Annotated in this window: 22 protein-coding genes; 16 read left to right on the forward strand and 6 right to left on the reverse strand. The window is 61.1% G+C overall.

Annotated elements, in window-relative coordinates; genetic code table 11:
• The first annotated feature begins 37 nt into the window (after positions 1–37).
• The 12 genes from ABD847_RS09730 (at position 38) to ABD847_RS09785 (ending at position 10,890) form a co-directional block, all read left to right on the forward strand.
• On the forward strand, positions 38–853 hold the full coding sequence (locus ABD847_RS09730; RefSeq protein ID WP_345012430.1) for a Dam family site-specific DNA-(adenine-N6)-methyltransferase: 816 nt from the start codon (positions 38–40) through the stop codon (positions 851–853).
• An 89-nt stretch (positions 854–942) separates the two neighbouring features.
• Entirely contained in the window at positions 943–1,611 is a 669-nt protein-coding gene (gene rpe, locus ABD847_RS09735) for a ribulose-phosphate 3-epimerase (protein ID WP_345012432.1), read from the forward strand.
• 11 nt (positions 1,612–1,622) lie between these two features.
• Positions 1,623–2,300 (forward strand): phosphoglycolate phosphatase, encoded by a 678-nt coding sequence (locus ABD847_RS09740; protein WP_345012434.1) that lies wholly within the window; start codon positions 1,623–1,625, stop codon positions 2,298–2,300.
• Between the two features lie 11 nt (positions 2,301–2,311).
• Complete coding sequence (trpS, locus tag ABD847_RS09745; protein WP_345012436.1) at positions 2,312–3,316, forward strand: tryptophan--tRNA ligase; 1,005 nt, start codon at positions 2,312–2,314, stop codon at positions 3,314–3,316.
• An 89-nt stretch (positions 3,317–3,405) separates the two neighbouring features.
• A complete protein-coding gene (locus tag ABD847_RS09750) occupies positions 3,406–3,618 on the forward strand; it encodes a hypothetical protein (RefSeq protein WP_345012438.1) in 213 nt (70 codons plus the stop codon).
• A 182-nt stretch (positions 3,619–3,800) separates the two neighbouring features.
• Entirely contained in the window at positions 3,801–4,919 is a 1,119-nt protein-coding gene (locus ABD847_RS09755) for an ABC transporter substrate-binding protein (RefSeq protein WP_345012440.1), read from the forward strand.
• 60 nt (positions 4,920–4,979) lie between these two features.
• Positions 4,980–6,035 carry a FecCD family ABC transporter permease gene (locus tag ABD847_RS09760; protein ID WP_345012441.1) on the forward strand — a complete coding sequence of 352 codons (1,056 nt, stop codon included), beginning with the start codon at positions 4,980–4,982 and terminating at the stop codon, positions 6,033–6,035.
• Complete coding sequence (locus ABD847_RS09765) at positions 6,028–6,804, forward strand: ABC transporter ATP-binding protein (RefSeq protein WP_345012443.1); 777 nt, start codon at positions 6,028–6,030, stop codon at positions 6,802–6,804. Before ABD847_RS09760 ends, ABD847_RS09765 begins: the two co-directional genes overlap by 8 nt.
• Complete coding sequence (locus tag ABD847_RS09770) at positions 6,797–8,068, forward strand: MFS transporter (RefSeq protein WP_345012445.1); 1,272 nt, start codon at positions 6,797–6,799, stop codon at positions 8,066–8,068. Before ABD847_RS09765 ends, ABD847_RS09770 begins: the two co-directional genes overlap by 8 nt.
• Before the next feature lie 168 nt (positions 8,069–8,236).
• Entirely contained in the window at positions 8,237–8,815 is a 579-nt protein-coding gene (locus ABD847_RS09775; protein ID WP_345012447.1) for an anthranilate synthase component II, read from the forward strand.
• 99 nt (positions 8,816–8,914) lie between these two features.
• The gene (locus ABD847_RS09780; protein WP_345012449.1) at positions 8,915–10,123 is read left to right on the forward strand and encodes an aspartate aminotransferase family protein; all 1,209 of its coding nucleotides are present in this window, start codon (positions 8,915–8,917) and stop codon (positions 10,121–10,123) included.
• Between the two features lie 152 nt (positions 10,124–10,275).
• Complete coding sequence (locus ABD847_RS09785) at positions 10,276–10,890, forward strand: HAD family hydrolase (protein WP_345012451.1); 615 nt, start codon at positions 10,276–10,278, stop codon at positions 10,888–10,890.
• A 44-nt stretch (positions 10,891–10,934) separates the two neighbouring features.
• Here the strand turns inward: ABD847_RS09785 and crp are convergent, their stop codons facing one another.
• Positions 10,935–11,573 carry a cAMP-activated global transcriptional regulator CRP gene (crp, locus tag ABD847_RS09790; RefSeq protein ID WP_345012453.1) on the reverse strand — a complete coding sequence of 213 codons (639 nt, stop codon included), beginning with the start codon at positions 11,571–11,573 and terminating at the stop codon, positions 10,935–10,937.
• Between the two features lie 174 nt (positions 11,574–11,747).
• Between crp and ABD847_RS09795 the strand changes: the two genes are divergently transcribed.
• Positions 11,748–12,110 (forward strand): MliC family protein, encoded by a 363-nt coding sequence (locus ABD847_RS09795; RefSeq protein WP_345012455.1) that lies wholly within the window; start codon positions 11,748–11,750, stop codon positions 12,108–12,110.
• Here the strand turns inward: ABD847_RS09795 and ABD847_RS09800 are convergent.
• Positions 12,046–12,294 carry a YheU family protein gene (locus ABD847_RS09800; RefSeq protein ID WP_345012457.1) on the reverse strand — a complete coding sequence of 83 codons (249 nt, stop codon included), beginning with the start codon at positions 12,292–12,294 and terminating at the stop codon, positions 12,046–12,048. The genes ABD847_RS09795 and ABD847_RS09800 overlap by 65 nt on opposite strands.
• 14 nt (positions 12,295–12,308) lie before the next feature.
• Positions 12,309–13,694 carry an aminotransferase-like domain-containing protein gene (locus tag ABD847_RS09805; RefSeq protein ID WP_345012459.1) on the reverse strand — a complete coding sequence of 462 codons (1,386 nt, stop codon included), beginning with the start codon at positions 13,692–13,694 and terminating at the stop codon, positions 12,309–12,311.
• Between the two features lie 138 nt (positions 13,695–13,832).
• On the opposite strand from ABD847_RS09805, the gene ABD847_RS09810 reads away from it, so the two are divergent.
• The 3 genes from ABD847_RS09810 to ABD847_RS09820 all read left to right on the forward strand — a co-directional run bounded on the left by ABD847_RS09810 (position 13,833) and on the right by ABD847_RS09820 (position 16,258).
• A complete protein-coding gene (locus ABD847_RS09810; protein ID WP_345012461.1) occupies positions 13,833–14,432 on the forward strand; it encodes a LysE family translocator in 600 nt (199 codons plus the stop codon).
• Between the two features lie 25 nt (positions 14,433–14,457).
• Entirely contained in the window at positions 14,458–15,051 is a 594-nt protein-coding gene (locus ABD847_RS09815) for a LysE family translocator (protein ID WP_345012463.1), read from the forward strand.
• A gap of 85 nt (positions 15,052–15,136) precedes the next feature.
• Positions 15,137–16,258: a 1-acyl-sn-glycerol-3-phosphate acyltransferase gene (locus ABD847_RS09820; protein ID WP_345012705.1), complete on the forward strand. Its 1,122-nt coding sequence runs from the start codon at positions 15,137–15,139 to the stop codon at positions 16,256–16,258.
• 83 nt (positions 16,259–16,341) lie between these two features.
• Here the strand turns inward: ABD847_RS09820 and ABD847_RS09825 are convergent, their stop codons facing one another.
• From ABD847_RS09825 to ABD847_RS09835, 3 genes are all read right to left on the reverse strand, one after another.
• Positions 16,342–17,490, reverse strand: coding sequence for a type III PLP-dependent enzyme (locus tag ABD847_RS09825; RefSeq protein WP_345012465.1), 1,149 nt, complete (start codon positions 17,488–17,490; stop codon positions 16,342–16,344).
• Between the two features lie 385 nt (positions 17,491–17,875).
• Positions 17,876–22,561 carry a PilC/PilY family type IV pilus protein gene (locus tag ABD847_RS09830; protein ID WP_345012467.1) on the reverse strand — a complete coding sequence of 1,562 codons (4,686 nt, stop codon included), beginning with the start codon at positions 22,559–22,561 and terminating at the stop codon, positions 17,876–17,878.
• Positions 22,562–22,580: 19 nt separating this feature from the next.
• Positions 22,581–22,982, reverse strand: a complete 402-nt coding sequence (locus ABD847_RS09835; protein ID WP_345012469.1) for a type IV pilin protein — start codon at positions 22,980–22,982, stop codon at positions 22,581–22,583.
• Positions 22,983–22,993: the final 11 nt, after the last annotated feature.

Here is a 22,993-nt window from a genome sequence, read left to right on the forward strand (position 1 = left end):
CCCTTTTTGATCCCTGCCGATGGGCCCTTTGCTTGCTATGAAAAAAAATCGCGCGTTTTTGAAGTGGGCCGGTGGCAAGTTCTCCCTGGTGGAGGCCATCAGCCGGCGGCTGCCACCCGGGCAGGTGCTGGTGGAGCCCTTTGTCGGCGCAGGTTCTGTGTTCCTCAACACGGATTACCCGGCCTATTTGCTGGCGGACATCAACCCGGATCTCATTGGTTTCTACAATCTGCTCAAGCACAGCCCGGAGCGGGTGATCGCAGAAGCTCGCGGCCTATTCATTCCGGGGAACAATCAGGCGGAGGCTTATTACGAGTTGCGGCAGGCCTTCAACGACAGTCGCGATACCTTTGAGCGGGCACTGCTATTTTTGTATCTCAACCGACATGGTTACAACGGCCTGTGCCGCTACAACCGCAAGGGGGGCTTCAATGTCCCCTTTGGCCGCTACAAGAAACCCTACTTCCCGGAAGAGGAGCTGTGGCTGTTCGCCGAGAAGGCCCAACGGGCCACCTTTGTCTGCGAGTGCTACTCCCAGACCTTTGCCCGCTTGCAGCCGGATCATGTGGTGTATTGCGACCCACCCTATGTGCCTCTGTCCACTACCGCCAGCTTCACCAGCTATGCCACCGGCGGCTTCTCCTTGGATGATCAGGCGCTGCTGGCCAAGCTGGCACGGGAGACGGTGCAGGAGCGCGGCATCCCTGTGCTCATCAGCAACCATGCCACGCCATTGACCTATGAGCTGTATCGCGATGCCCAGCTGGATGAGATCAAGGTCAAGCGCACCATCAGCCGCAGTGGCGAGAGCCGTAACAGTGTGGCGGAATTGCTGGCCCTCTATCTGCCTTGAGGCCGGCTGGGGGATCTTTGACCTAGAGCCGGTCGGCTCGTTAGGGTAGAATTTTCCCCGTTTTTGGCTAGCCCACTGGATATCAATCGATGAAAGAGTTTCTGATCGCCCCCTCCATTCTCTCAGCCGACTTTGCCCGACTGGGCGAGGACGTGGCCCAGGTGTTGGCCGCCGGTGCCGATGTGGTGCACTTTGACGTCATGGACAACCATTACGTGCCCAATCTCACCATTGGCCCCATGGTCTGCCAAGCCCTGCGCAACTACGGTATCCAGGCCCCCATCGACGTGCATCTGATGGTCAAGCCGGTGGACCGGCTTATCCCGGACTTTGCCAAGGCCGGTGCCAGCCTGATCACCTTCCATCCGGAGGCGTCCGAGCACCTGGATCGCACCTTGCAGCTCATCAAGGATCAGGGCTGTCAGGCTGGCCTGGTGTTTAACCCGGCTACGCCACTGCACTACCTGGACTACGTGATGGACAAGCTGGATGTGATCTTGCTGATGTCGGTCAACCCAGGCTTCGGTGGCCAGAGTTTCATTCCCGGCACCCTGGACAAGCTGCGCCAGGTGCGTCGCCTGATCGACAATAGTGGCCGGGATATCCGTCTGGAGATCGACGGTGGCGTCAAGGTGGATAACATTCGCGCCATCGCCGAAGCGGGGGCCGACATGTTCGTGGCGGGGTCGGCCATCTTCGGCCAACCGGATTACAAGGCGGTCATCGATCAGATGCGTGCCGAACTGGCCAAGGCCTGATGACGGCGCCCTTGTCTCAGGTTCGCCTGGTGCTGTTTGATTTGGACGGCACCCTGGTGGACAGCGCGCCCCAGCTGCATCGCTCCGTGGTGGCCGCCTTGGCCGCCTTGGGCAAGGGGCCGGTGACGCTATCTGAAGTGAGCGCCTGGGTGGGCAATGGGGCGGACATGCTGCTGCGCCGCGCCTGGCAGGGCCGGCATGAGGTGGATGCCATGCCGCCGGCAGAACTGCCCGCCTTGCGGGCGGCCTTCGATGCCGATTACGCCGAGGCGGCCACCCAGGGGGTGTCTCTCTACCCCGGGGTACGCGAGACCCTCACCAGCCTGCAGCAGGCTGGCAAGTGTCTGGCGCTGGTGACCAACAAACCCAGCCGCTTCGTGCCGGCCATATTGGACCAGGTGGGGCTGCGCGATCTCTTCAGCCAGGTGGTGGGTGGCGACTGTTTGCCGGTGCGCAAACCCGATCCCGCTCCCCTGCTGCATATCTGCGCCCAGGCGGGTATTCCGCCAGAACAGAGCCTGATGGTGGGGGACTCCCGTAGCGATGTGCTGGCGGCCCGCCATGCCGGCATGCCGGTGGTCGGGCTGACCTACGGCTACAACCATGGCGAGCCCATCGCCGCCAGTGACCCGGATTGGATCCTGGATGATTTTGCCAAGCTGACCCCCCTGGTGCTGGGGTCACTCTAAAGGATGAAATGATGTCAAAACCGATCGTGTTGAGTGGGGCCCAGCCCTCGGGCCAGTTGACCATAGGCAACTACATGGGCGCCCTGCGCCAGTGGGTGCGGATGCAGGATGACTACGACTGCCTCTATTGCATCGTGGATCTGCACGCCATCACGGTACGCCAGGATCCCAAGGCCCTGCGGGCCGCCTGTCTGGATGCGGCCGCCCTCTATCTGGCGGTGGGAATCGATCCCAGCAAGAGCACCGTCTTCCTGCAGTCTCACGTGCCGCAGCACGCCGAGCTGGGCTGGATCCTCAACTGCTATACCCAGATGGGCGAGCTGTCCCGCATGACCCAGTTCAAGGACAAGGCCCAGCGCTTCGAGAACAACGTCAACGTCGGCCTGTTCGGCTATCCCGTGCTGATGGCGGCGGACATTCTGCTGTACCAGGCCAATCAGGTGCCGGTGGGCAACGACCAGAAGCAGCACCTGGAGCTGACCCGTGACGTGGCCTACCGCTTCAACACCCTGTATGGCGACGTCTTCACCATGCCGGAGCCCTTCATCCCCGAGCAGGGCGCCCGCATCATGAGCCTGCAGGAGCCCACCAAGAAGATGTCCAAGTCTGACGACAACGACAACAATCGGATCGGCTTGCTGGAGGATCCCAAGGCCATCGCCAAGAAGATCAAGCGGGCGGTGACCGACTCGCAAGAGCCGCCGGTGGTGCGTTACGACATCGACAACAAGCCCGGGGTCTCCAACCTGCTGACCCTGATGCACGGTGCCACCGGCCAGTCCATCGTCGAGCTGGAGCGTCACTTCGAGGGCAAGATGTACGGCCATTTGAAGTCCGAGACCGCCGAGGCCGTGCTGGCCATGTTGGCGCCGGTGCAGGAGCGCTTCACCACCCTGCGTCAGGACGAGGCCCATCTGCTCGCGATTTTGAGCCAGGGCGCAGAAAAGGCGCGCGAACGGGCTGAAAAAACTCTTAAAGCCGTTTATGATGTGATCGGCTTCGTTCCAAAAGCCTGATTTACTGGGAAGGTGTAGATGGAGAGCCGGGGCAACCTGGCTTTTCTGTTTCTTCCGCCTTCTTCTCTTCTGCCGGGTAATATCCATTCATGTCACAGCAAGACGTCGATCCAAACGAGTTGGAAACCAAGGGGTATTGGCTGCGCAAGTTTCGCATGGCCAAGACCATGAAAACCCTAGAGCTGATGGTACCCAAGGCCCTCGACACCCACTATGGCAATGCCAAGGTGGAGGCGGCCATCTACCTGGCCGAGTGTCAGCGGGAGCGGGAACTGGAAACCGGCGTTCTGCTCAACCGCTAGTCCTGCCGACGGCCCTACCTTTGCTGACCTGCGCCTAGGTCATTCCTCTGACTATTTCCTGGGTATCCTGCACTGTGTGTCGGGATGCCCTTGCTCGTCCTGTTGGGGAGTGTTTGCAATCCTCACTGCAAATGGTAATAATTCGCAACCCTGAACTTGCTGGTTATTATCGAGGTGTTTGGATGTTGCGTCGCGTAATTGGTTATCCCCTGCTGGCGCTGAGCCTGGTCGTCCTGGCTGGGCTGGTTCAGGCCGCCCCCACTCAAGTCGAAGATGTGCTAGGCCGTAAGGTCACCCTGGAGCTCCCCGCCAAGCGTATCGTGCTGGGTTTTTATCCGGAGGATTACCTGGCGGTGGGGAGTGAACAGGCGGCGGATCGCCTGGTGGGTATGTCACTGGGCTGGTTCGTCAAGTCGCGCCCGGCTACCTGGGCTCTGTATGTAGCCCAGCAACCGCAGCTGGCCAAGGTACCGGATCTGGGGAATGTGCAGGATCAGAGCTTCTCCATCGAGAAGACCCTGGCGGTGCGCCCGGATGTGGTGATCCTGGCGGACTGGCAATATCAGGCACTGGCGCCGGATCTGCCGCGGCTGGCGCAGGCGGGGATCCCGGTGGTGGTGATCGATTACAACGCCCAGACCCTGGCCCGGCATCTGGCCAGCACCCGTATTCTGGGTGAGCTGACCGGCCAGGCTCAGCGGGCGCAGCAGATGGCGGAGGAGTACCGTCAGGTGGTGGAAACCATCACCAGCCGGATCGCTCAGGCCAAGCAGCCCAAGCCTCGGGTGTATATCGAACTGGGTGACAAGGGCCCGGCTGAATACAGCTACACCTATGGCAAGGACATGTGGGGCGCCATGGCGCTGCTGACGGGCGGGGATAACGTGGCGGCGCCCTTTGTGGAGCGCTGGGGTAGCCTGCATCCCGAGCAGCTGCTGGCCAGCAAGCCGGACGTGATATTGCTGGCGGGCTACGAGAACGTCAGCAATGACCAGGCCATGCAGATAGGCCAGGACATCTCGGCCGAGACGGTGCGCGCGCGGCTCAATGGCTTCATCCAGCGACCCGGCTGGGCCGACTTGCCGGCGGTGCAGCAGGGGCGGGTCTATGGGGTGTACCACGGGGCTACCCGCAGCATCATGGATGCGGCCCTGCTGCAATTCATGGCCAAGGCCTTCTACCCGGATCTGTTTGCCGATCTGGATCCCCAGGCCACCTACCTGGACTTCTATCGCCGCTACCTGCCCATCCGCCCGCAGGGTACCTTTATGCTGGGTTTGGCCCCTCAGGGGGCTCAGTGACACGGGCGAGCCGGTTCGGCTGAATGAGGCGTGGTGGTTGGCTCGGATGGGATGATGGCAATGAATGACACTCTGGTAATGCAACAAACCCTGGCGCGCCAGCGGCAGCGGGAGCGCCGCCGTTGGCATTACCTGGCGCTGCTGCTGGGCCTGTTGGCCATCACCCTGCTGCTGGATATCGCCACCGGCCCCTCCTTGCTGCCGTTGCAGGAGGTGCTGGGGGCGCTGCTGCGCCCCGCGCAGGCAGACCCCATGACGCTGACCATCGTCTACGACATGCGGCTGCCCATCGCCTTGATGGCGCTGGTGGTGGGCACGGCCCTGGGCCTGGGCGGCGTGCAGATGCAGACTCTGCTGGATAACCCTCTGGCCAGTCCCTACACACTCGGTCTGGCCGCCGCCGCCGGGCTGGGAGCCGCGCTGGCGCTGGTCAGCGGTGGCTTCTGGGGCCTGACCTCCCTGTTTGCCATTCCCCTGGGGGCTTTCGTGTTCTGCATGTTGGCCGCCAGTTTGCTGTTTGCCCTGGCGGTGGTGCGTCGGGTGAGCAATCAGACCCTGATACTGGCCGGCATTGCCCTGCTGTTCCTGTTTCAGTCCTTGCTCTCCTTGCTGCAGTTTCTCTCCTCGCCGGAACTCAATCAGCAGATCCTGTTCTGGCTGTTTGGCAGCCTGATGCGCACCACCTGGGCCTCCTTGGCGCTGACGGCCGCCGTGACCCTGATCTGCTGGCTGCTCATCTACAAGGACGCCTGGAAGCTGACCTGTCTGCGGCTGGGGGAGGCCCGGGCCCGCAGTCTGGGGGTGGATGTGGATCGGCTGCGGCTTAAGACGCTGGTGCTGGTGGCCCTGCTCACCGCCACCGCCATCAGCTTCGTCGGCATCATCGGCTTCGTCGGTCTGGTGGCGCCGCACATGGCGCGCATGCTGGTGGGTGAGGATCAGCGCTTCCTGATCCCGGTGTCCGCCCTGTGTGGCGCCGTCATGCTGTCGGCGGCCTCCGTGCTCTCCAAGTCCATCGTCCCCGGTGCCCTGTTCCCCATCGGCATTGTCACGGCGCTGATCGGGGTGCCGTTTTTCATCTGGTTGATCCTGGGACGGGGGCGCAAGGGTGCTTGAGATAGCGAACCTGAGTCTGGCGGTGGGCCAACAGACCCTGATGCGGGAGCTGAACCTGCAGCTCGCGCCGGGCCAGGTACATGTGATCATAGGTCCCAACGGCACCGGCAAAACCACCTTGCTGCGCGCCCTGTTCGGCGAGCTGGCGCCCCGGCAGGGGCATGTGTGCTTCGCCGGCCAGAGCCCGCGCCAGCTGGGGGCGGCCCAGTGGCGGCGTCTGTTCGGCTATATGCCGCAGAATATCCAGCTGGAGCTGGAGCTGAGTGTGCTGGAGGTGGTGGTTCTGGGGCGGCTGGATAGCCTCGCCATGCGGCTGGCCGATGAGGATATTCTCGCGGCGGCGGCGGCCCTGCAGGCGCTGGGCATCGCCCATCTGGCGGATCGCCCCCTGCATGCCCTCAGTGGCGGGCAGCGGCAGATGGTGCTGTTTGCCCAGGTGTTGCTGCGGGATCCGCGCATCATGATGCTGGACGAGCCGGTGAGCGCCCTGGATCTGCAGCACCAGATGCAGCTGATGGAGCACCTGTGTCAGCAGACCCGGGCCAAGCAGTGGGTCACCCTGGTGGTGTTGCACGATTTGAATCTGGCCGCCCAGTTTGCCGATCGGCTCATCGTGCTGGCGGACGGGGCTCTGCAGGCCTATGGCCCGCCGGCCCAGGTGCTGGATGCTGCCCTGGTGGAACGATTGTACCAGGTGCCGGTGGCTGTGCTGCGGGACGGACAGGGCATCCCGTTTCTGCGCCCCTTGCGGTCTGTCTCCCATGGCTGACTCCCGAGATCGGGCCAGCCTGGCGGGGCGTCAGTGGCAGACCTGGCGGTCGTTGAGCCCGGCGGCGCGTCTGCTGATCTTCAACGGTCTGGCGTTCAACCTGGGGTTTTACATGCTGATGCCCTTCCTGGCCCAGCATCTGGGCGGCAGCCTGGGGCTGGCCGGTTGGGCCTGCGGCCTGGTGATGGGCCTGCGGGTCTTCAGTCAGCAGGGGCTGTTCCTGCTGGGGGGCAGCCTGGGGGATCGTATCGGCTACCACAGTGCCATCGTGCTGGGGTGTCTGGTACGGGCGCTGGGCTTTGTCCTGCTGGGCTGGGCCGACAGCCTGTCGCTGCTGCTGCTGGCCGCCGCCTTGACCGGGTTTGCCGGGGCCCTGTTCACCCCCTGTGCCCAGGCGTATCTGGCCGGCGAATGCACCACGCCATCCCTGCGGCAACGGGCGTTTGCCCTGCATAACCTGGCCAGCAGTGCCGGCATGCTGCTGGGGCCCGTGCTGGGCATGCTGTTGAGCCTGCAGCGCTTTGCCTTGATTGGTCTGCTGGCCGGTGGCCTGTTCGCCCTGTTGGGCGGCTTGCAATACTGGCTACTGCCCCCAGTGGTGGCCCAGACGACAGCGGCCTCCCAGGGGGTACTGGGTCAGTGGCGGCGCATGTTGGGCGAGCGCGCCTTTGTGCTGTTCACCCTGCTGGCGGGCTGTTATCAGGTGCTGTTCCATCAACTCTATCTGGCCATTCCGGCCTTTTTGCAGTCGGAGCCTCAGGCCGAGCATCTGCTGGGGGCCGTGTTCACCTTATCGGCCATCATCGGGGTGCTGCTGCAGTTGCCGGTATCGCGGCTGGTTGAGCGGCGACTGGGGGTCGCACCGGCCATGGGCCTGGGGTTGGGGCTCATGGGGCTGAGCTATCTGGCGCTGCCCTTGTTGGCGCCCTGGCCGGCCCAGGCCGTATTGCTGCAGGTCGCCCTGCTGTCGCTGGGCTCCCTCCTCTGTTATCCGCTGTTTGCCGCTCAGCTACCGCAGTTTGCCCGAGCCGGCCAGCTGGGCAGCTATTACGGCCTGTATGCCAGCCTGGGGGGCTGCCTGGCCCTGGTGGGGAACCTGCTGGTGGGCGCGTTGTTGGGGGCGGCCGGCAGCCAACCCTCCCACCTGATCTGGTTGGGGCTGACCCTGGTTGGCGTGCTGGCCGGCACCGGGCTGTGGCAGCATGTCAGGCGCTGCACTCAGTCTGCGGCGGTGGGCAAGCCGGTGGTGTCTCCACCGGCCTAACCGGGCCGAGATCTGAGCAGCCTTGCCATCCCATCATCGTCTTGTGCCTGGTCGGCCTGCGCCGATTCGGGGCGGTTTAGAGGTTTATCCCTGTGCCGCCTCGTGAGAAGATCGGCGGGCCCGGCTGCCAGGCCGAGGCAAACCCTCTTCGCTTACATTGGGTGTGGCATGCTGCTGATCATCGATAATTACGACTCCTTTACCTACAACCTGGTGCAGTACTTCGGCCAACTGGGGGCGCCGGTCCAGGTGGTGCGCAACGATGCCATCGACCTGGCGGGTATCGAGGCGCTGGCCCCCAGCCATTTGGTGATTTCGCCGGGCCCTTGCACCCCCAACGAGGCGGGGATTTCGCTGGCGGCCATCGCGCATTTTGCCGGTCGCCTGCCGATCCTGGGGGTGTGCCTGGGGCACCAGGCCCTGGCCCAGGTGTTCGGTGGCCGTGTGGTGCGGGCCCATAAGGTGATGCATGGCAAGACCTCGGCCATCACCCATGATGGTCGCGGCGTGTTTGCCGGCTTGGCCAACCCTCTGACGGTCACCCGCTACCACTCCCTCATCGTCGAGGCGCATAGCTTGCCGGCTTGCCTGGAGGTCACCGCCTGGAGCCAGGCTGACGGGGATCAGCCGGCGGAGATCATGGGGTTGCGCCACCGCAGCCTGCCCATCGAGGGGGTGCAGTTTCATCCCGAGAGCATCCTCAGCCAGCAGGGGGTGGCCCTGCTGGGCAACTTCTGGCACTCATGACGGCATTTATGCAAAAACCCATGGATGGCTGGGGTCTTGTTGATATATTATGCACGCCTTGTGATTATTATTTCATTTTGATGGCGTGAGGATACAAGCATGCAGCAGGTGACCCGGGCGTGGTTTGATGAGGTGATGGTGCCGACCTATGCGCCGGCGGAATTTGTGCCGGTGCGGGGCCTGGGTTCCCGCCTGTGGGATCAGCAAGGCCGTGAGTACATCGACTTGGCGGGTGGCATCGCGGTCAATGCCCTGGGGCACTGCCACCCGGCGCTGGTACATACCCTGGTGAGCCAGGGCCAGAAGCTGTGGCATGTGAGCAACTGGATGACCAATGAGCCGGTGCTGCGCCTGGCGCGCAAGCTGGTGGACGCCACCTTTGCCGACCGGGCCTTCTTCTGCAATTCAGGCGCCGAGGCCAACGAGGCCGCCCTCAAGCTGGCTCGCCGCTACGCCCACGAGACCCATGGCCCCCAGAAGGATCAGATCATCGCCTTCAGCCACGGCTTCCATGGCCGTACCTTCTTCACCGTCAGCGTGGGGGGCCAGGCCGCCTACTCCGATGGCTTTGGTCCCAAGCCGGGCCAGATCACCCACGTGCCCTATAACGACATCGAGGCCCTGAAGGCCGTCATCTCGGGCCGCACCTGTGCCGTGGTGATGGAGCCCATGCAGGGGGAGGGCGGTGTGCTGCCGGCAGATCCGGCCTTTGCCAGGGCCGTCCGTGAGCTGTGTGATGCCCATGATGCCCTGCTGATCATGGACGAGGTGCAGACCGGCATGGGCCGCACCGGCCATCTGTTTGGCTACATGGCTCTGGGGGTGGAGCCGGATATCCTCACCAGCGCCAAGGCCCTGGGCAGTGGCTTCCCCATCGGCGCCATGCTCACTCGCAACGCCATCGCCGCCGTGTTCAAGCCCGGTGTGCACGGCACCACCTTTGGTGGCAATCCCCTGGCCTGTGCGGTGGCCGAGACGGCCTTCGATCTCATCAATCAACCGGCCCTGCTCAAGGGCGTGCTGGAGCGCGAAACCTGGTTCCGTGAGGCCCTGGCAGGGATCAATGCCCAGTATCACTGCTTCGAGCAGGTGCGGGGGGCCGGCCTCTTGATTGGCGCCGTACTGACCGCCGATTACCAAGGCAAGGCCAAGGCCTTCGTGGATGCGGGTATTCAAGCTGGGGTACTGGTGCTGGTGGCGGGGGGCAATGTGGTGCGTTTTGCTCCGGCCCTTAACCTGACCCGCAAGGAGTTCGAGGTGGGCATGGCCCGCTTCGCCGAAGCGGTGGCCCAGGTCTGCCAGGGCTAAAGACCCGGCCGAGTCATCTTGTGGTGTCACATGACAGGCTCCCTGCGGGGAGCCTGTTTCATTTGGGGTGCTCACAAGCCGGGCGGAACAGGATTGCCCCGGCGTGTCCTCAGGCATATGCTCGTTTTCTGAACACACAGGCAGGAGGCGCTATGAGCCGAGGTGAGATCAAGGCAATCTTGTTTGATGCCTATGGCACCTTGTGTCACATGGAGGTGCGACGGCGGCCCTATCGCCAGCTGGCCAGGCAGGTGCTGGATCCCATCGGCTTTACCAAGGCGGTGATGACCCAGCCGCTGGGGCTGATGGACGCGGCGCACCGTGGTGGCCTGAGCTTGACTCCGGAGCAGCTGGCTCCCCTGGCGCAGGATCTGGCGGATGAGCTTGCTGGGGTTCGTCTCTATGCGGAGGTTTCGGCCGTGCTGGGCCAGTTACGGGCGCAGGGCTATCGTCTGGGAGTGGTGGCCAATCTGGCGCAACCCTATGCCGAGCCGGTGCGGCAATTGCTCCATGACCAGCTGGATCTGTGGTGCTGGTCGTTCGAGCTGGGCTATCCCAAGCCCCATCCTGAGCTGTATCGGCGGGTCTGCCAGCAACTGGACTTGCCACCGGCGGCGGTGCTGATGGTGGGGGATACCCGGGTGGAGGACTATACCGGCGCCAAGGCCTGTGGTCTGCAAGCCCGCTGGCTGCGACGCCGGGGGACGCCGCAGGCCGAGGAGGAGGTGGCCAGCCTCAGCGCCCTGGCCGAGCAACTGCTGCCATAAAAGAACGCCACCCCATGGGTGGCGTTCTTGTCGGTGGGCGGCCCTTAGCGGGTGCCAAACACCACTATGGTCTTGCCATGGGCGGAGATCAGTTCCTGATCCTCGAGCATCTTGAGGATGCGACCCACGGTTTCCCGGGAGCAGCCCACGATCTGGCCGATTTCCTGACGGGTGATCTTGATCTGCATGCCGTCCGGATGCGTCATGGCATCCGGTTGCTTGGCCAGGTTCAGCAGGGTCTGGGCGATACGACCGGTCACATCCAGGAAGGCCAGGTTACCCACCTTCTGGCTGGTGGTCTGCAGACGGCGAGCCATCTGGCCAGACAGGCGCATCAGGATATCCGGATTGACCTGGATCAGCTGACGGAACTTCTTATAGGAGATCTCGGCCACTTCGCAGGGGCTCTTAGCGCGAACCCAGGCGGAGCGGGTGGGATTTTCTGCATCGTCGAACAGACCCAGCTCACCGATGAAATCCCCCTGGTTCAGGTAGGAGAGGATCATCTCCTTGCCTTCTTCATCCTTGATCAACACGGCGACCGAGCCTTTGACGATGAAGTAGAGGGTCTCTGCCTTTTCTCCGGCGTGGATCAGGGTACTCTTGGCCGGATACTTGTGAATGTGACAGTGAGACAGGAACCATTCGAGCGTCGGGTCGCTTTGCGGCTTGCCAATAACCATTGTTAGTCCTCGTATATAGCTGCCGCGCAGCAGGTTCAGCCTGTGAGCGGTCTTTGTCTTTATAATAACTGGGGTAGCATAAGGGGCCCTGTTGCCTATGGCAAGGGTTGCGGCGCCGAAACCAGTGACGGCTAAAGATCCGGATCGGATCCATCAAAAAAACAGGAGGAATCTGTGGGTTATCTCAATATTTGTGGGCGCTTGGCCGGTACCGTTGGGCTGTCGATTATGCTATCGGCCTGTGCCTCCGAGCCGGAGCCGGATCCCTACGCGCGGGTCTACCAGTGCGGCGACACCCTGTTGCCGGTGCGACTGGATGGCCACTTCGACTGGCTGGAGCTGACCCACAACGGCGAGCATTACATCCTGCCCAAGCTGAAGACAGTCTCAGGGGTGCGCTACGACAACGGGCGCCTCAGCTTCTGGATCAAGGGGGAGGAGGGGGTGCTACGCAGTGGCAGTCAGGTGCTGCTCAGTGGCTGTCATCTTCTGCCCAAAGAGACTGCTGGCGCCACTGCGCCTGACTCAGCAGGGTGACGCTCTCGTGCAGTTCGCTGTACTGGATCACCACCTCGCCCCGTTGCAGTTGCTGGCGCACCTGGGCCACCTTGTCCGCCAGGCTCACCTCCTGCTCGCCATAGTCGGTCCCCTCCCGCAGGACAAAGTATTCGATGAGGTTGGTGAGGGTCTCTTCACTCAGGCTCTGCCAGGGGATCAGCATGGGGGCTCCTTGACTTACAACAGGGCGGGATTGCCGGGCTGACGCTCCAGCAATTGGCGCAACAGGGTCAACCCGCGCTCCAGACTGGGATTGTCCAGGGGCTGGCTGATGGACAGCCGCACCCCCTGGGGTACCGCAAAATGACCGGCGGCAAAGGCTTCCGCGCCGGCGACCACCACGCCCATCTCCCGGGCGGCCTGCACGAAGGCCTCGGCGCGCCAGTGGGGGGGCAGGGGCAGCCAGGCATGCATGCTGCCGGCCTGGTGGCGAATGCCCTTGTCACCCAGCCGCAGTTGTAACAGGCGAGTGCGCTGGGCCAGCAGATCCCGCTGGCGTTGCAGCAGCTGCGCGGCGTCGCCTTGTTGCAGCCAGCCGCAGGCCAGTTCCACCAGCAAGGGGGAGATCATCCAGCTGCTGGCGCGTACCGCCTGGGCGAAGGCGCCCCGCAAGCTGGCGGGCACCTGGGCATAGCCTAAACGCAGGCCGGCGCTGATCCCCTTGGACAGGCTGCCCAGATAGATGACCTGCTCCGGGGCCAGCTCCGCCAGCGAAGGCGGGCGCTCAGGCGGCAGCAGGCCATGCACATCATCCTCGATCACCAGCACGCGATACTGGCGGCAAATGGCGATGATGGCTTGGCGTCGCGCCAGACTCATGGTGGCGGTGGTGGGGTTTTGCAGCGTGGGCACCAGGTACAGGGCGCGGTATTGTCCCTGACGACAGGCGTGCTCCAGGGCGTCCGGCAGCAGTCCTTCTTCATCCAGGGCCAGCCCTTTGAGCTGGATGTTCAGCACGGCGGCCAGGTTCTTGAGCCCAGGATAGGTCATGCCCTCGCACAACAGGTTCCCGCCGGCCAGCCCCAGAGCCATCAAGCTCAGCAGCTGACCGCTTTGTACCCCGTAGGTAAAGAAGATCCCCTCGGCATCCAGTAGAATGCCCTGGCTTGCCAGCCAGTCGGCCAGGACCTGGCGCAGGGGCGCCGGGCTTTGCGCCTCACCGTAGTCCATCAGCTGGCTCAGACGCTGGGGTTCCTGAGCCAGTTCGACAAGTGCTCGTTGCAGAGGACCGTGGCGCTCCTGGGGGATCGGCAGGTTCTGCCACATCTCCACCTTGTGAGGATCCGGGGCCTGCAGGTGCCAGGCCTGACTGGCGTGACCCAGCGGGCGTCTGACATAGGTGCCGGCACCCACACGCGCCTGCAGCCAGCCCTGCTGTTCGGCCAGGGCATAGGCCCGGGTGATGGTGCCCACCGTTACCCCCAGCTGGTCCGCCAGGGCTCTGTGGGTGGGCAACCGCTGCTCAGCAGCCAGCTCACCTGACTCTATGGCTTGGGCGATGGCCTCCGCCAGTTGACGATAGAGCGGGCCTTGCCCGCTAAGCTGGGGTGTCCAGATTGTCATGGTGACAATAAACCTGTTGATCCATTATTGGGTCGATTATAGGGTGTGATTGTGCTGGTTGCAGCACAAATCATGTCTCAAAACAGTATTTGTATCGATACAATTTTGCGTCCGGATGCCCTTTCTCGGGAGTTAGTTATGGAAATGCAATGGTGGGGCCCGCTGGCGGCGTTTGCCCTGGTGAGCAGTATCACGCCAGGGCCCAATAATCTCATGCTCACCAGTGCCGGGGCACGCTTTGGCTTGCAGCGCACCCTGCTGCATGTGGTGGGGATCAGTGCCGGCATGGGGCTGATGTTGCTCTTGGTTTCCTTGGGGCTGGGGGAATTGTTTGCCGCTCAGCCCATGGTGCAATGGGGATTGCGCCTGGTGGGGAGTGCCTATCTGCTGTGGCTGGGCTGGCTGATCGGCCGGGCGGGTGCCCCCAGTCTGGCTCCTGATAGTCGGGATAAGCCCATGGCGTTTCATCAGGCGGTGCTGTTTCAGTTCGTCAACCCCAAGGCCTGGATGATGAGCCTGTCGGCCATCTCCAGCTTTACCCTGGCTGGCGAAGCTTATTGGGGCTCGGTGGCCTGGCTTATCGGCCTGTTTTGTCTCATCTGCCTGGGATCCTGTTTGTTATGGGCCCAGTTTGGGGTTCAGGTGGGGCAATGGCTCAAGACACCGCTCAGTTGGCGGCGATTCAATGGCGTGATGGGCTTGCTCACTGCCGCCTGTGTGGTGATGATATGGCGCTGATCTAAGGCATTGCATTGAGGTAGAAATGGAGCCGAGCTGGTGGTTGCCCCTGTTGGGGTTTGCATTAGTCACCTGTGGGACACCTGGGCCCAATAATATGTTGCTCACCAGTGCCGGGGCTAACCTGGGGGTGCGGCGCAGCCTGCCTATGCTGTTTGCCGTGGTGGGGGGGCTTAATCTATTGATCCTGGCCACCGCCATGGGGTTGGGGGTCATGTTCACTCACTGGCCCCTGTTGCACCTGCTGCTCAAGGGGGTGGGCAGCCTCTATCTGTTGTGGCTGGCCTGGAAACTGGCCTGGGCCGCCCCGCCGGGCACGCAGGAAGCCAGTGGTCTGCCGAACTGGTATCAGGCGGCGCTGCTGCAGCTGCTTAATCCCAAGGGCTGGTTGATGGCCCTGTCGGCCATCAGCGGCTTTACCCTGGCGGGTCAGCAGTATTGGGCCAGTGCCCTGGGGGTGCAGGGGGTGTTCTTTGCCATGGGCATTCTGACCGGCGGAGTCTGGCTGTTGTTTGGCGCCAGTGTGGGGCGTTGGTTGCGCTCGCCCCGGGCCTGGCAGGGATTCAATGTCAGCATGGCGGGCCTGACGGCGGCCTGTGTCTTGATGCTCTGGTGGTAGGAGTTCGAGTTTAGCGCCCGAACCGTGTAGAATTGCCGCGTTTTTCTCAGGCAGTGACTAGAGCCCAGACCACACCATGACCAATATGACCCCAGCGGTGGAGCCGTTTGCCGATATCCGCCCCTATCACGATGATGAAGTGCCGGCGGCCATCGACCGCCTGATCGATGATCCTGAACTGCTCAGTGCCATTGCCCGCTTTCGCTTTCCCCGGCTGACCCCCTGGTTGGGCTGGCTGATCCGCCCGCTCATCCGCCATGCCCTGCATCGGCGCTGGGCCAAGGTGCGCACGGTACGGGATGTGCAGGAGGAGGTGGCCCGCTTCATGGAGAAGATGATTGCCGGCACCACGGACGGCGTCACCTTCTCAGGGCTGGAACAGCTGCAGTCCGGTACCGGCTACCTGTTTGTCTCCAACCACAGGGATATTGCCCTGGATCCGGCCTTCGTCAACTGGGGGCTGTACAAGTGCGGCCTGGAGACGGTACGCATCGCCATTGGCGACAATCTGCTGCGCAAGCCCTGTGCCACCGAGCTGATGCGCCTGAACAAGAGCTTCATCGTCAAGCGCTCGGCCAAGGGGCCACGGGAGATGATGAAGGCGTTCAACGAGCTGTCGGCCTACATTGCCCACTCCCTGGCCGAGGGGCATTCCATCTGGATCGCCCAGAAGGAAGGCCGGGCCAAGGATGGGGATGACAGCACGGATCCGGCCATCCTCAAGATGTTTTACATGGCCGGCAAGCAGCAAAAACGCGAATTTGCCGACTACATGGCCAGCCTGAACCTGGTGCCGGTGAGCATCAGCTATGAGTACGATCCCGGCGATCTGGCCAAGGCCCGGGAGCTGTTCGAGAAGGCGCAGACCGGCGCCTACGAGAAGGGCGAGTTTGAGGACATCGCCAGCATAGTGGCGGGGATCGTCGGCTACAAGGGCCGGGTGCATGTGAGCTTTGGCAAGCCGCTTACTGCGGGTTTTGATAGTCCGGAGTCCCTGGCGGCCCAGATTGATGACGCCATTCATCGGCAATACCGGCTGTTCCCGAGCAACCTGGTGGCGGCTCAGGGAGCCCAGGCGCCGGTCAGCGAGGAGGAGCGTCAGCGCTTCGAGTCCCGCCTGGCGGCCATGCCCGAGCAACTTAGACCGCTGGTGCGGGCCATGTATGCCAAGCCGGTGGAGAACTGGTCAAACCTGAACTCCCTCTGAGCCAGAGGCCGTTCTGGCAAAACAAAAAGCCCCGCATCGCGGGGCTTTTGCATTCTATGACTCAACCTCGAGGGCTAACCCTTTCAGGCGACCGCTTGGAGGGCCGCCGGTTCGCTGTCCACCACCAGTATGTTGGCCTTGCGGAAGAAGTTGAACTCTGTGGCGGAGGCCCAGGTGTAGGCGCCCATCATGCCACCCACCACCAGATCGCCCACTGCCAGCTCCGGCAGCAGTATGTCTTCGGCGATGACATCGATGCTGTCGCAGGTGGGGCCGGCCAGCACGCTGGGGTGCAGCTCACCCTGGGCGTAGGGCGCCATCTTGGGGTAGGTGATGTGGTCGAACAGCTGACCGCTGTAGCTGCCGTACAGGCCATCGTCCAGGTAGTACCAGGTACGACCGAAACGTTCGGCCTTGCCCATGACGCTGCTGATGGAGGTCATGGCCGGCGCGCTGATGAAGCGACCCGGTTCGGCCAGCAGACGGGTGCCCGCCGGGGTGTTGGCCAGGGCGGCGCGGATGGGGGCGCAGAAGGCCTCGATATCCAGAGCCTCGCCCTGATAGGCCACCGGGAAGCCGCCGCCGATATCCAGAACCGCCAGATCCAGCCCTTCGGCCGCCGCTTGGCGCAGCAGGTCGTTACAGGCTTCGATGGCTTCCACATGGCGCTTGGCGTTGGGCACTTGGGAGCCCACGTGGAAGGAGAGGCCGATGACCTGGATCCCCTTGGCCTTGGCGTCCCGCAGCAGGGGCAGCACGGCCTCCGGGGTGCAGCCAAACTTCTTGGACAGATCCACCTTGGTTTCCGGGTTGGGGAAGCTGACGCGCAGCAACAGGCGAGCCTGGTCACGGTAGGCGACAAACTTGTCCAGCTCCACCGGGTTATCAAAGACGAACACCTGGCAGCCATACTCCAGGGCGTGACGGATATCGCCATCGCGCTTGATCGGGTGGGTATGGATACATTCGTTGGGGGCGATGCCGGCCTCACGCATCAGATCCACCTCACCGTTGGTGGCCAGATCGAAGGCGGCACCCTCTTCTTTGAGGGTTTCCACTACGCCCATATGGGGCAGGGGTTTAAGCGCGTAATGCAGACGCACACCCGGCAGGGCGGCGGCCAGCGCACGGTACTGATGACGCACCGCGGCCTTGTCCAAGACCAGCAGCGGAGAGCCATGTTTGGCCACCAGGCCACGATAATCCATACCCGCAACGAATTGGCTGTTCATCTTATGCAAACACCTCACAAAAGGGCCATGGCCCTGTCACCAAGTTAACCTCCGACCGACCGATTTGGCCTGCTGTCGAAGTGACGAAATAACGAACGGGCGCATTATGGGACTTTTGACTGGCTATGCAATCAATAAAAAACACCAAAAGTATTCATGTGAGACTTGTTTTGTCTAAGGCTAAGCATTTACAACCAATGGATATGTGGTAAACAGGTTATAAAATCTAACTATCTTGCCTTTTTTGGGTTTTAGCTCGAATGATCCGCGCCTGTGAGCGGGATAGAGAGCAGATTGTGGCAAAGTGCAATAGATGAATAAATTTGCTTTTTAAGAGAAGAAAACGGCCGCCAGTTGGCAGCCGTTTTTTCAGTGCAGCGGTGGATCAGTAGACCTTGAGCCAGGAGACGGCCCCGGTGCGCTCCACCGTCGGATTACTCTCGAACAGCTCATCTTCACCATCCAGCCGCACGCTGTTGGAGACTTCCACATCCCCATCCGCCGTGGTGACCAGCTTGGTGACGGGCTTGCTGGGAATTTTTTCCAGCAATTCGGAGTTTTCTTCCAGCCCCTGATTGTCACCGGTCAACAGGTTGATCTCCATATACCAGCCGGTGCCACCGCCGGAGCAGAGATCTTCATTGGGGATCAATGTGGTCAGCGACGCCTTGGTGTTGCGCACCGTGATGTTGTTGACGATCCGCTCTCCTTCATTGCTGGTCGCATTTTTAACGATTAGATTCAGATACCAGCCTTTCTGGGTGCTCCAGTCGATGCTGTTATTGCTCAGGGTGCGGTATGTGGTTTGGGCCGTGATCTCCTGTTTCACCAAATTGGTGCGGGAAATGGTGTCATTCGCGCCGTTATCCCACAGGCCGTACAGGCTTTGGGTCACCTGATCGGATACGTCCGTATCGCTGGCTTCCAAGTACTTGCCGGTACCGACCAGCACCATCAGGCCACCTGAGGGGTGGAAGGCCACCGCCGGGCGTGTGGTGATGGGTTGTGGCTCATAGGCCGGGGTGGTGCCGGTGGCATACTGGGTAATGAACAAGGGACTGGGTGTACTGCCACTCTTGATGGCAAAGTCCCAGTCGCTGATGTTGTCTTTGTTGACGTCAATTTTCCACAGATAGCCAAACAAATCCCCGGCGTACAGGCGGTCGGCCACGCCGTTGAGATCGCTATCGGCGAACACCGGCTCGGCCATGCCGTTGGGACGGGATTGTCCTGTCGGATCGTTAGTCTTGCCCTTGGGGCTGGTCAGGGTCTTGAGCAGTTCACCGTCCAGCAGGTCGTAGACCTTGATGCTGCTGTAGCCTGCGGTGGTGCCATCGTTATAGCCATTGCCAAAGGCCGCCACCCAGCGTTGATTATTGCTATCCTGGACCTTCGCCACGGCGGGGGGGGAGAGCACATAACCCAGACTATCCACTTCCCAAAGGATCTTATCGGCGGCGCTCAATGTGTTGCTGACACTGCTGAGGTTACTCAAATCTAGCGCCCAGGCGCCCTTGGCACCCAGCCCGAATGTACCCACGGCGATGACCCTGGACTCATCATCATCGTCCTTGATGGAGGAGACCTTAATTTCGCCATCCACATAGAACTGGTGGGCACTGTCGTAATCCACATCCGCCAGCTGGTTGAGCTTGTCGTAGATGCCATGGGGGATAAACGCCAATATCTCTTCACCGGTATCGGCGTGGAACACATGCACCATGCCATCGTTGGCAGAAACCACCACAAAGGGCACGCCATCCACCGACTTGCCATAGACAGGCGTGCTATGGACGATATCCCCCAGCCGGCTGCTGCGAGGGCGGAAGTTGGTCTTGACGATGGGTACCTGTACGCCTCCCGCCTCATTGCTGCGATCGCCTCGCAGGTAGTCCACCAACGCTTGAACATAGCTCAGCTTATCAGCTGAGCTGCCAGTGATTCCCGTCAGTAATTCATCAATCATGTCTGACGAGAGACCCGTGGTGCTGCCGCTTAAACTGCTGGGTTGGGAAAATAGCCGTTTGCTGGTGCCATCCCAAGTGATGATCACGCGATCGCTTACTCCGCTGCGGGCATCCAGCTCCTCGGCCGCACTCCAGCTGGGACTGGTGGCGATGGCGCCGCTGGTGACGGCATAGGCCTGCAGATCACCAGACCAAGTCTTGGCCTCGAAGCTGGCCAGGAAGGCCTGAGAATCGTTACCAAGCTGATAGCCGCTAAAGCTCACCGCACTGGCAGAGCGGGTGTTATCCAGTGCCTTGTCCAGCGCAGCCTTGATCTGTGTCCCCAGGGTGCCTGCATTGGTGACGCGAAAATAGGTATCCGGGATCCCATCACCATCTTCGTCCCACTCTGTGTCGCGATCCAGATCCAGGTCTCCCAGGGTTCCATTCTTGGTATCGTCGATAAAGCCACCCCATTTGGCGGCATACCAGAGGGGGGATTTAAGCAGTTGTGCCGCCGTGCTGTTAGCACTGGTATTCACCGTAAAGGTGCGGGTTTTGGTTAAGGGCAGATCGACGGTGGCATTCGATGGATCGTCTTTTCTCGGCAGATTCCCCACCGTATCCAGAGAATAATTGACGTGCGCCCCGCTCTTATCCTTGACGTCCAGATAGAGGCCATCGGCCGTAGTGCCGGAGATCACATAGCCGGCATGCTGGTCAATGCCGCCAGCGGCATACTCCGAGGTGAGAGTAATGGTCAGCTGATTACCACTCTTGACATAGTGATAGCGTACTATCATGTCCATGTCGTGATCGGCACCTTGCTCTACATCCTCATAGTTGACTCGGAAAGTGCCTTCATCATCGGTTAGGCTTTCTACATAAAAGTCCACAATGGTGTTGGTTGGCTGAAAGTCCCCTGTGGGATCTATCTTGTTGTCAGAGCCCGCGGTCGCATCATCACCGACGGATTTTGCATAGGGGATCAGGGTGATTTTCTTTTCGCCGAAGGGGATCTCTATGCTGGGCAGGTTGGAGGCCAGGGCCACCACTACCGTACTGGTGGATTGGGTGCCTTGCTTGGAGGTATTGAGATCTGTTTGATGCCCGTAATAAGCCAGGCCGGCGGCATAATAGCCGCCCTGCTTGGTGGGCTCCATGGGGGCAAGGCCCCGCACCTCGTCCAGGCTGGGAACCGTCTTGGCGGTAGGCGCATTCTTGCCTTCTGTGCTGTCTTTGACCTCGCCGATATAGAAGAGACCGCCGTTGATATTGCCTTCCTTCTCCGACAATGTACTGGTCCAGCTGCTGACGTCCAGGCCGTCGAGGGTGGTTCCGGTTGGCGTAAAGCCGTCCTTGGGAAATAGCGAGCCAGGCAACTGATCCGAGTCGTAGGAGGTGCCTTCATCACTGATCACCAGGTTGACCGGTTTGGCGCAATAATTGCGATCGTCGTAGGGGTCATCCCAGGTATCGATCGGTAGCGCGAGTTCGTCCTCATCGACGGCGTAGGCCGCAGTGGGCTCCTCTGCACCGGCAAAGTAGCGCAGGCTCTCGTAGAGCATCTCGGCGATGGGGTTGCCCCAGTTGGTGCATTCCCCTTCGTTCAGCGCCCGGGTCTTGATCCAGCCACAGCCATTGGCACCTTGATATTGATAGTCATCGGTAGCCGCGAAGGTAAATTTGGTGATGCGCAGCTTATTGAGGGTGTCGATGATGCGCGTCACCGACGGCTCGAATTTACCGTTGCTCTTGATCTCGTCATCTATCTTGCCCATCTTGGCGCGCAGCACGCCGCCGGAGAGGTTTTTCACAAAGGAGCCGGTGATGAGGCCAAATTCCATCTGTGGGGTGTCGCCTTCACCATACTCTTGCAGCAGACCGATGGGCATATAGGTGGCACTGTTGCCGGAGCCATACTTCTTGCAGTTACTCTCCAGCCCGACGCTGTCATTACAGGTTTCCACCCGCACCGTATAATCGGTCCGGAGGGATGTCAGCGAGCCTGTCTTGTTATCCATATAGTCGCCAGATACGGGTCTTTCTTTGCTGACCCAGTTCCAGATATAGATAGGCTGCTCAAATGCGGTTAGCGTATATTTTTTTGTGCTGTCATTGAATTTGACAATATAAGGGCCTGCATTGGTTGTTTTAATGTCCCCCCCCCACATGTCGGCTGTGCCATCCTGGTTATTATCACCAAAATGAACCTGGCTCCAGTCGTAAGGGGCAGTAGTAAACTTAAACCCCTTCTCCTTGCCGTTTGCCTCAAACACTTGCAAGGTCTGCCAGGTGTTTTTACCGACCTTGGTCATGGGGTCTACAGTGGTTGCATTATTTCCCCAACCATTGGGGTCGCCACGAAAATACATGGTGCTGTAGGTTGACGATTGGGAGCTGGGGGTTTCGGTATAAGCGGTCCCTGTATAGGACTCTCCCATCTGGCCTCGGGGTAGTGTGAGCACTCGCAGCAAAGGGGCGCCATCCTCACTGGTAGAGGTGTTGGCAAACATATAGCCGAGTAAGTTTCCTGACCCATCCGCTTCTGCCAGTGGCGTGTAGTCTGAGATATTTAAATACTTGCCCGTTTTGCTATTAAGTATTTGCCCCATCACGCTGGGGTTCCAGGTTTTACCCCAGCTATGGGCATCTTGTGGAATAAAGGAGCGTTCAAGGATGGGGTGACTGGCATTGGTCTGTTCATGATAACGATAGCCACCGTAGAGCACCTTGCGTAAGGCATCCATACGGCTGGTGGTCAGGTAATTAAGATAATCACCGCTCCAGAGTTCGCTACAGGTTTTATCAGTAGTGACAGAGGTCGGCGTGAACATGCTATTGCTGTAGCTGTAGCACTTATAGGAGTCAAAATAACCGAAGTAGTCCCGAGCTTCCGGAGCGTAGCGGATCTCATCGGCATCAATCTTGCCGTTCTCATTGAGATCGGTGGCGTCGTTATAGGCCTCGTAATAGAGGGTATGATCCCGTCCCATCACCAGCATCACCAGGGGCGCTACCTGGCCCTGTACGAAGATAGGGCTGGTGGGCAGGCTGAGATCGGCCGCCTGGGCTTGGCCCAGCAGCCACATGGATAGCAACGACAGCAAGCCAAATTGTTTCATTGTGGTCCTCTCCATGGATTTACCAGCAGCCACTGGTGCTGGGGCTCTTGGCGCCGGTGCGGGTCAGGCTCAGGGTGCCGCAGCTGTCGCTAGTCTGTGAGCCTTGTGGCACGGCGTTTAGGGTGTAACTGGACTGGCTGGCACTGACCGTGAGGGTGTAGTAACGCTCTGTGCCATCGGCCGGCACCTTGTCGCTGAAGACGGTGGGGCTGCCGCTTGAGGCGGCGGCCCCGGCGTAGCTCATGTTCAGCGCGTAATAGCTTTCCATCTTCTGAGCGGCGGCTAAGAGGCTTTGCTTGGCCAGATCCCGGCGGGAATCCCGCACATAGCTGAAGTAGCTGGGTACGGCGACGGCGGCGAGAATTGCCACCACCACCACTGTGATCATCAGTTCCAGTAGGGTAAAGCCTCGGTGCCCCATAGCCGATTTCC

The sequence above is a fragment of the Pseudaeromonas paramecii genome (genome assembly GCF_039540575.1).
Taxonomy (GTDB): Bacteria; Pseudomonadota; Gammaproteobacteria; order Enterobacterales; family Aeromonadaceae; genus Pseudaeromonas; species Pseudaeromonas paramecii.

Coding starts and splice junctions, on each gene's coding strand:
- ABD847_RS09730 (WP_345012430.1), top strand. CDS start 38: ATGAAAAAAAATCGCGCGTTTTTGAAGTGGGCCGGTGGCAAGTTCTCC.
- rpe (WP_345012432.1), top strand. CDS start 943: ATGAAAGAGTTTCTGATCGCCCCCTCCATTCTCTCAGCCGACTTTGCC.
- trpS (WP_345012436.1), top strand. CDS start 2,312: ATGTCAAAACCGATCGTGTTGAGTGGGGCCCAGCCCTCGGGCCAGTTG.
- ABD847_RS09750 (WP_345012438.1), top strand. CDS start 3,406: ATGTCACAGCAAGACGTCGATCCAAACGAGTTGGAAACCAAGGGGTAT.
- ABD847_RS09755 (WP_345012440.1), top strand. CDS start 3,801: ATGTTGCGTCGCGTAATTGGTTATCCCCTGCTGGCGCTGAGCCTGGTC.
- ABD847_RS09760 (WP_345012441.1), top strand. CDS start 4,980: ATGAATGACACTCTGGTAATGCAACAAACCCTGGCGCGCCAGCGGCAG.
- ABD847_RS09770 (WP_345012445.1), top strand. CDS start 6,797: ATGGCTGACTCCCGAGATCGGGCCAGCCTGGCGGGGCGTCAGTGGCAG.
- ABD847_RS09775 (WP_345012447.1), top strand. CDS start 8,237: ATGCTGCTGATCATCGATAATTACGACTCCTTTACCTACAACCTGGTG.
- ABD847_RS09780 (WP_345012449.1), top strand. CDS start 8,915: ATGCAGCAGGTGACCCGGGCGTGGTTTGATGAGGTGATGGTGCCGACC.
- ABD847_RS09785 (WP_345012451.1), top strand. CDS start 10,276: ATGAGCCGAGGTGAGATCAAGGCAATCTTGTTTGATGCCTATGGCACC.
- crp (WP_345012453.1), bottom strand. CDS start 11,573: ATGGTTATTGGCAAGCCGCAAAGCGACCCGACGCTCGAATGGTTCCTG.
- ABD847_RS09800 (WP_345012457.1), bottom strand. CDS start 12,294: ATGCTGATCCCCTGGCAGAGCCTGAGTGAAGAGACCCTCACCAACCTC.
- ABD847_RS09805 (WP_345012459.1), bottom strand. CDS start 13,694: ATGACAATCTGGACACCCCAGCTTAGCGGGCAAGGCCCGCTCTATCGT.
- ABD847_RS09810 (WP_345012461.1), top strand. CDS start 13,833: ATGGAAATGCAATGGTGGGGCCCGCTGGCGGCGTTTGCCCTGGTGAGC.
- ABD847_RS09815 (WP_345012463.1), top strand. CDS start 14,458: ATGGAGCCGAGCTGGTGGTTGCCCCTGTTGGGGTTTGCATTAGTCACC.
- ABD847_RS09820 (WP_345012705.1), top strand. CDS start 15,137: ATGACCCCAGCGGTGGAGCCGTTTGCCGATATCCGCCCCTATCACGAT.
- ABD847_RS09825 (WP_345012465.1), bottom strand. CDS start 17,490: ATGAACAGCCAATTCGTTGCGGGTATGGATTATCGTGGCCTGGTGGCC.
- ABD847_RS09830 (WP_345012467.1), bottom strand. CDS start 22,561: ATGAAACAATTTGGCTTGCTGTCGTTGCTATCCATGTGGCTGCTGGGC.
- ABD847_RS09835 (WP_345012469.1), bottom strand. CDS start 22,982: ATGGGGCACCGAGGCTTTACCCTACTGGAACTGATGATCACAGTGGTG.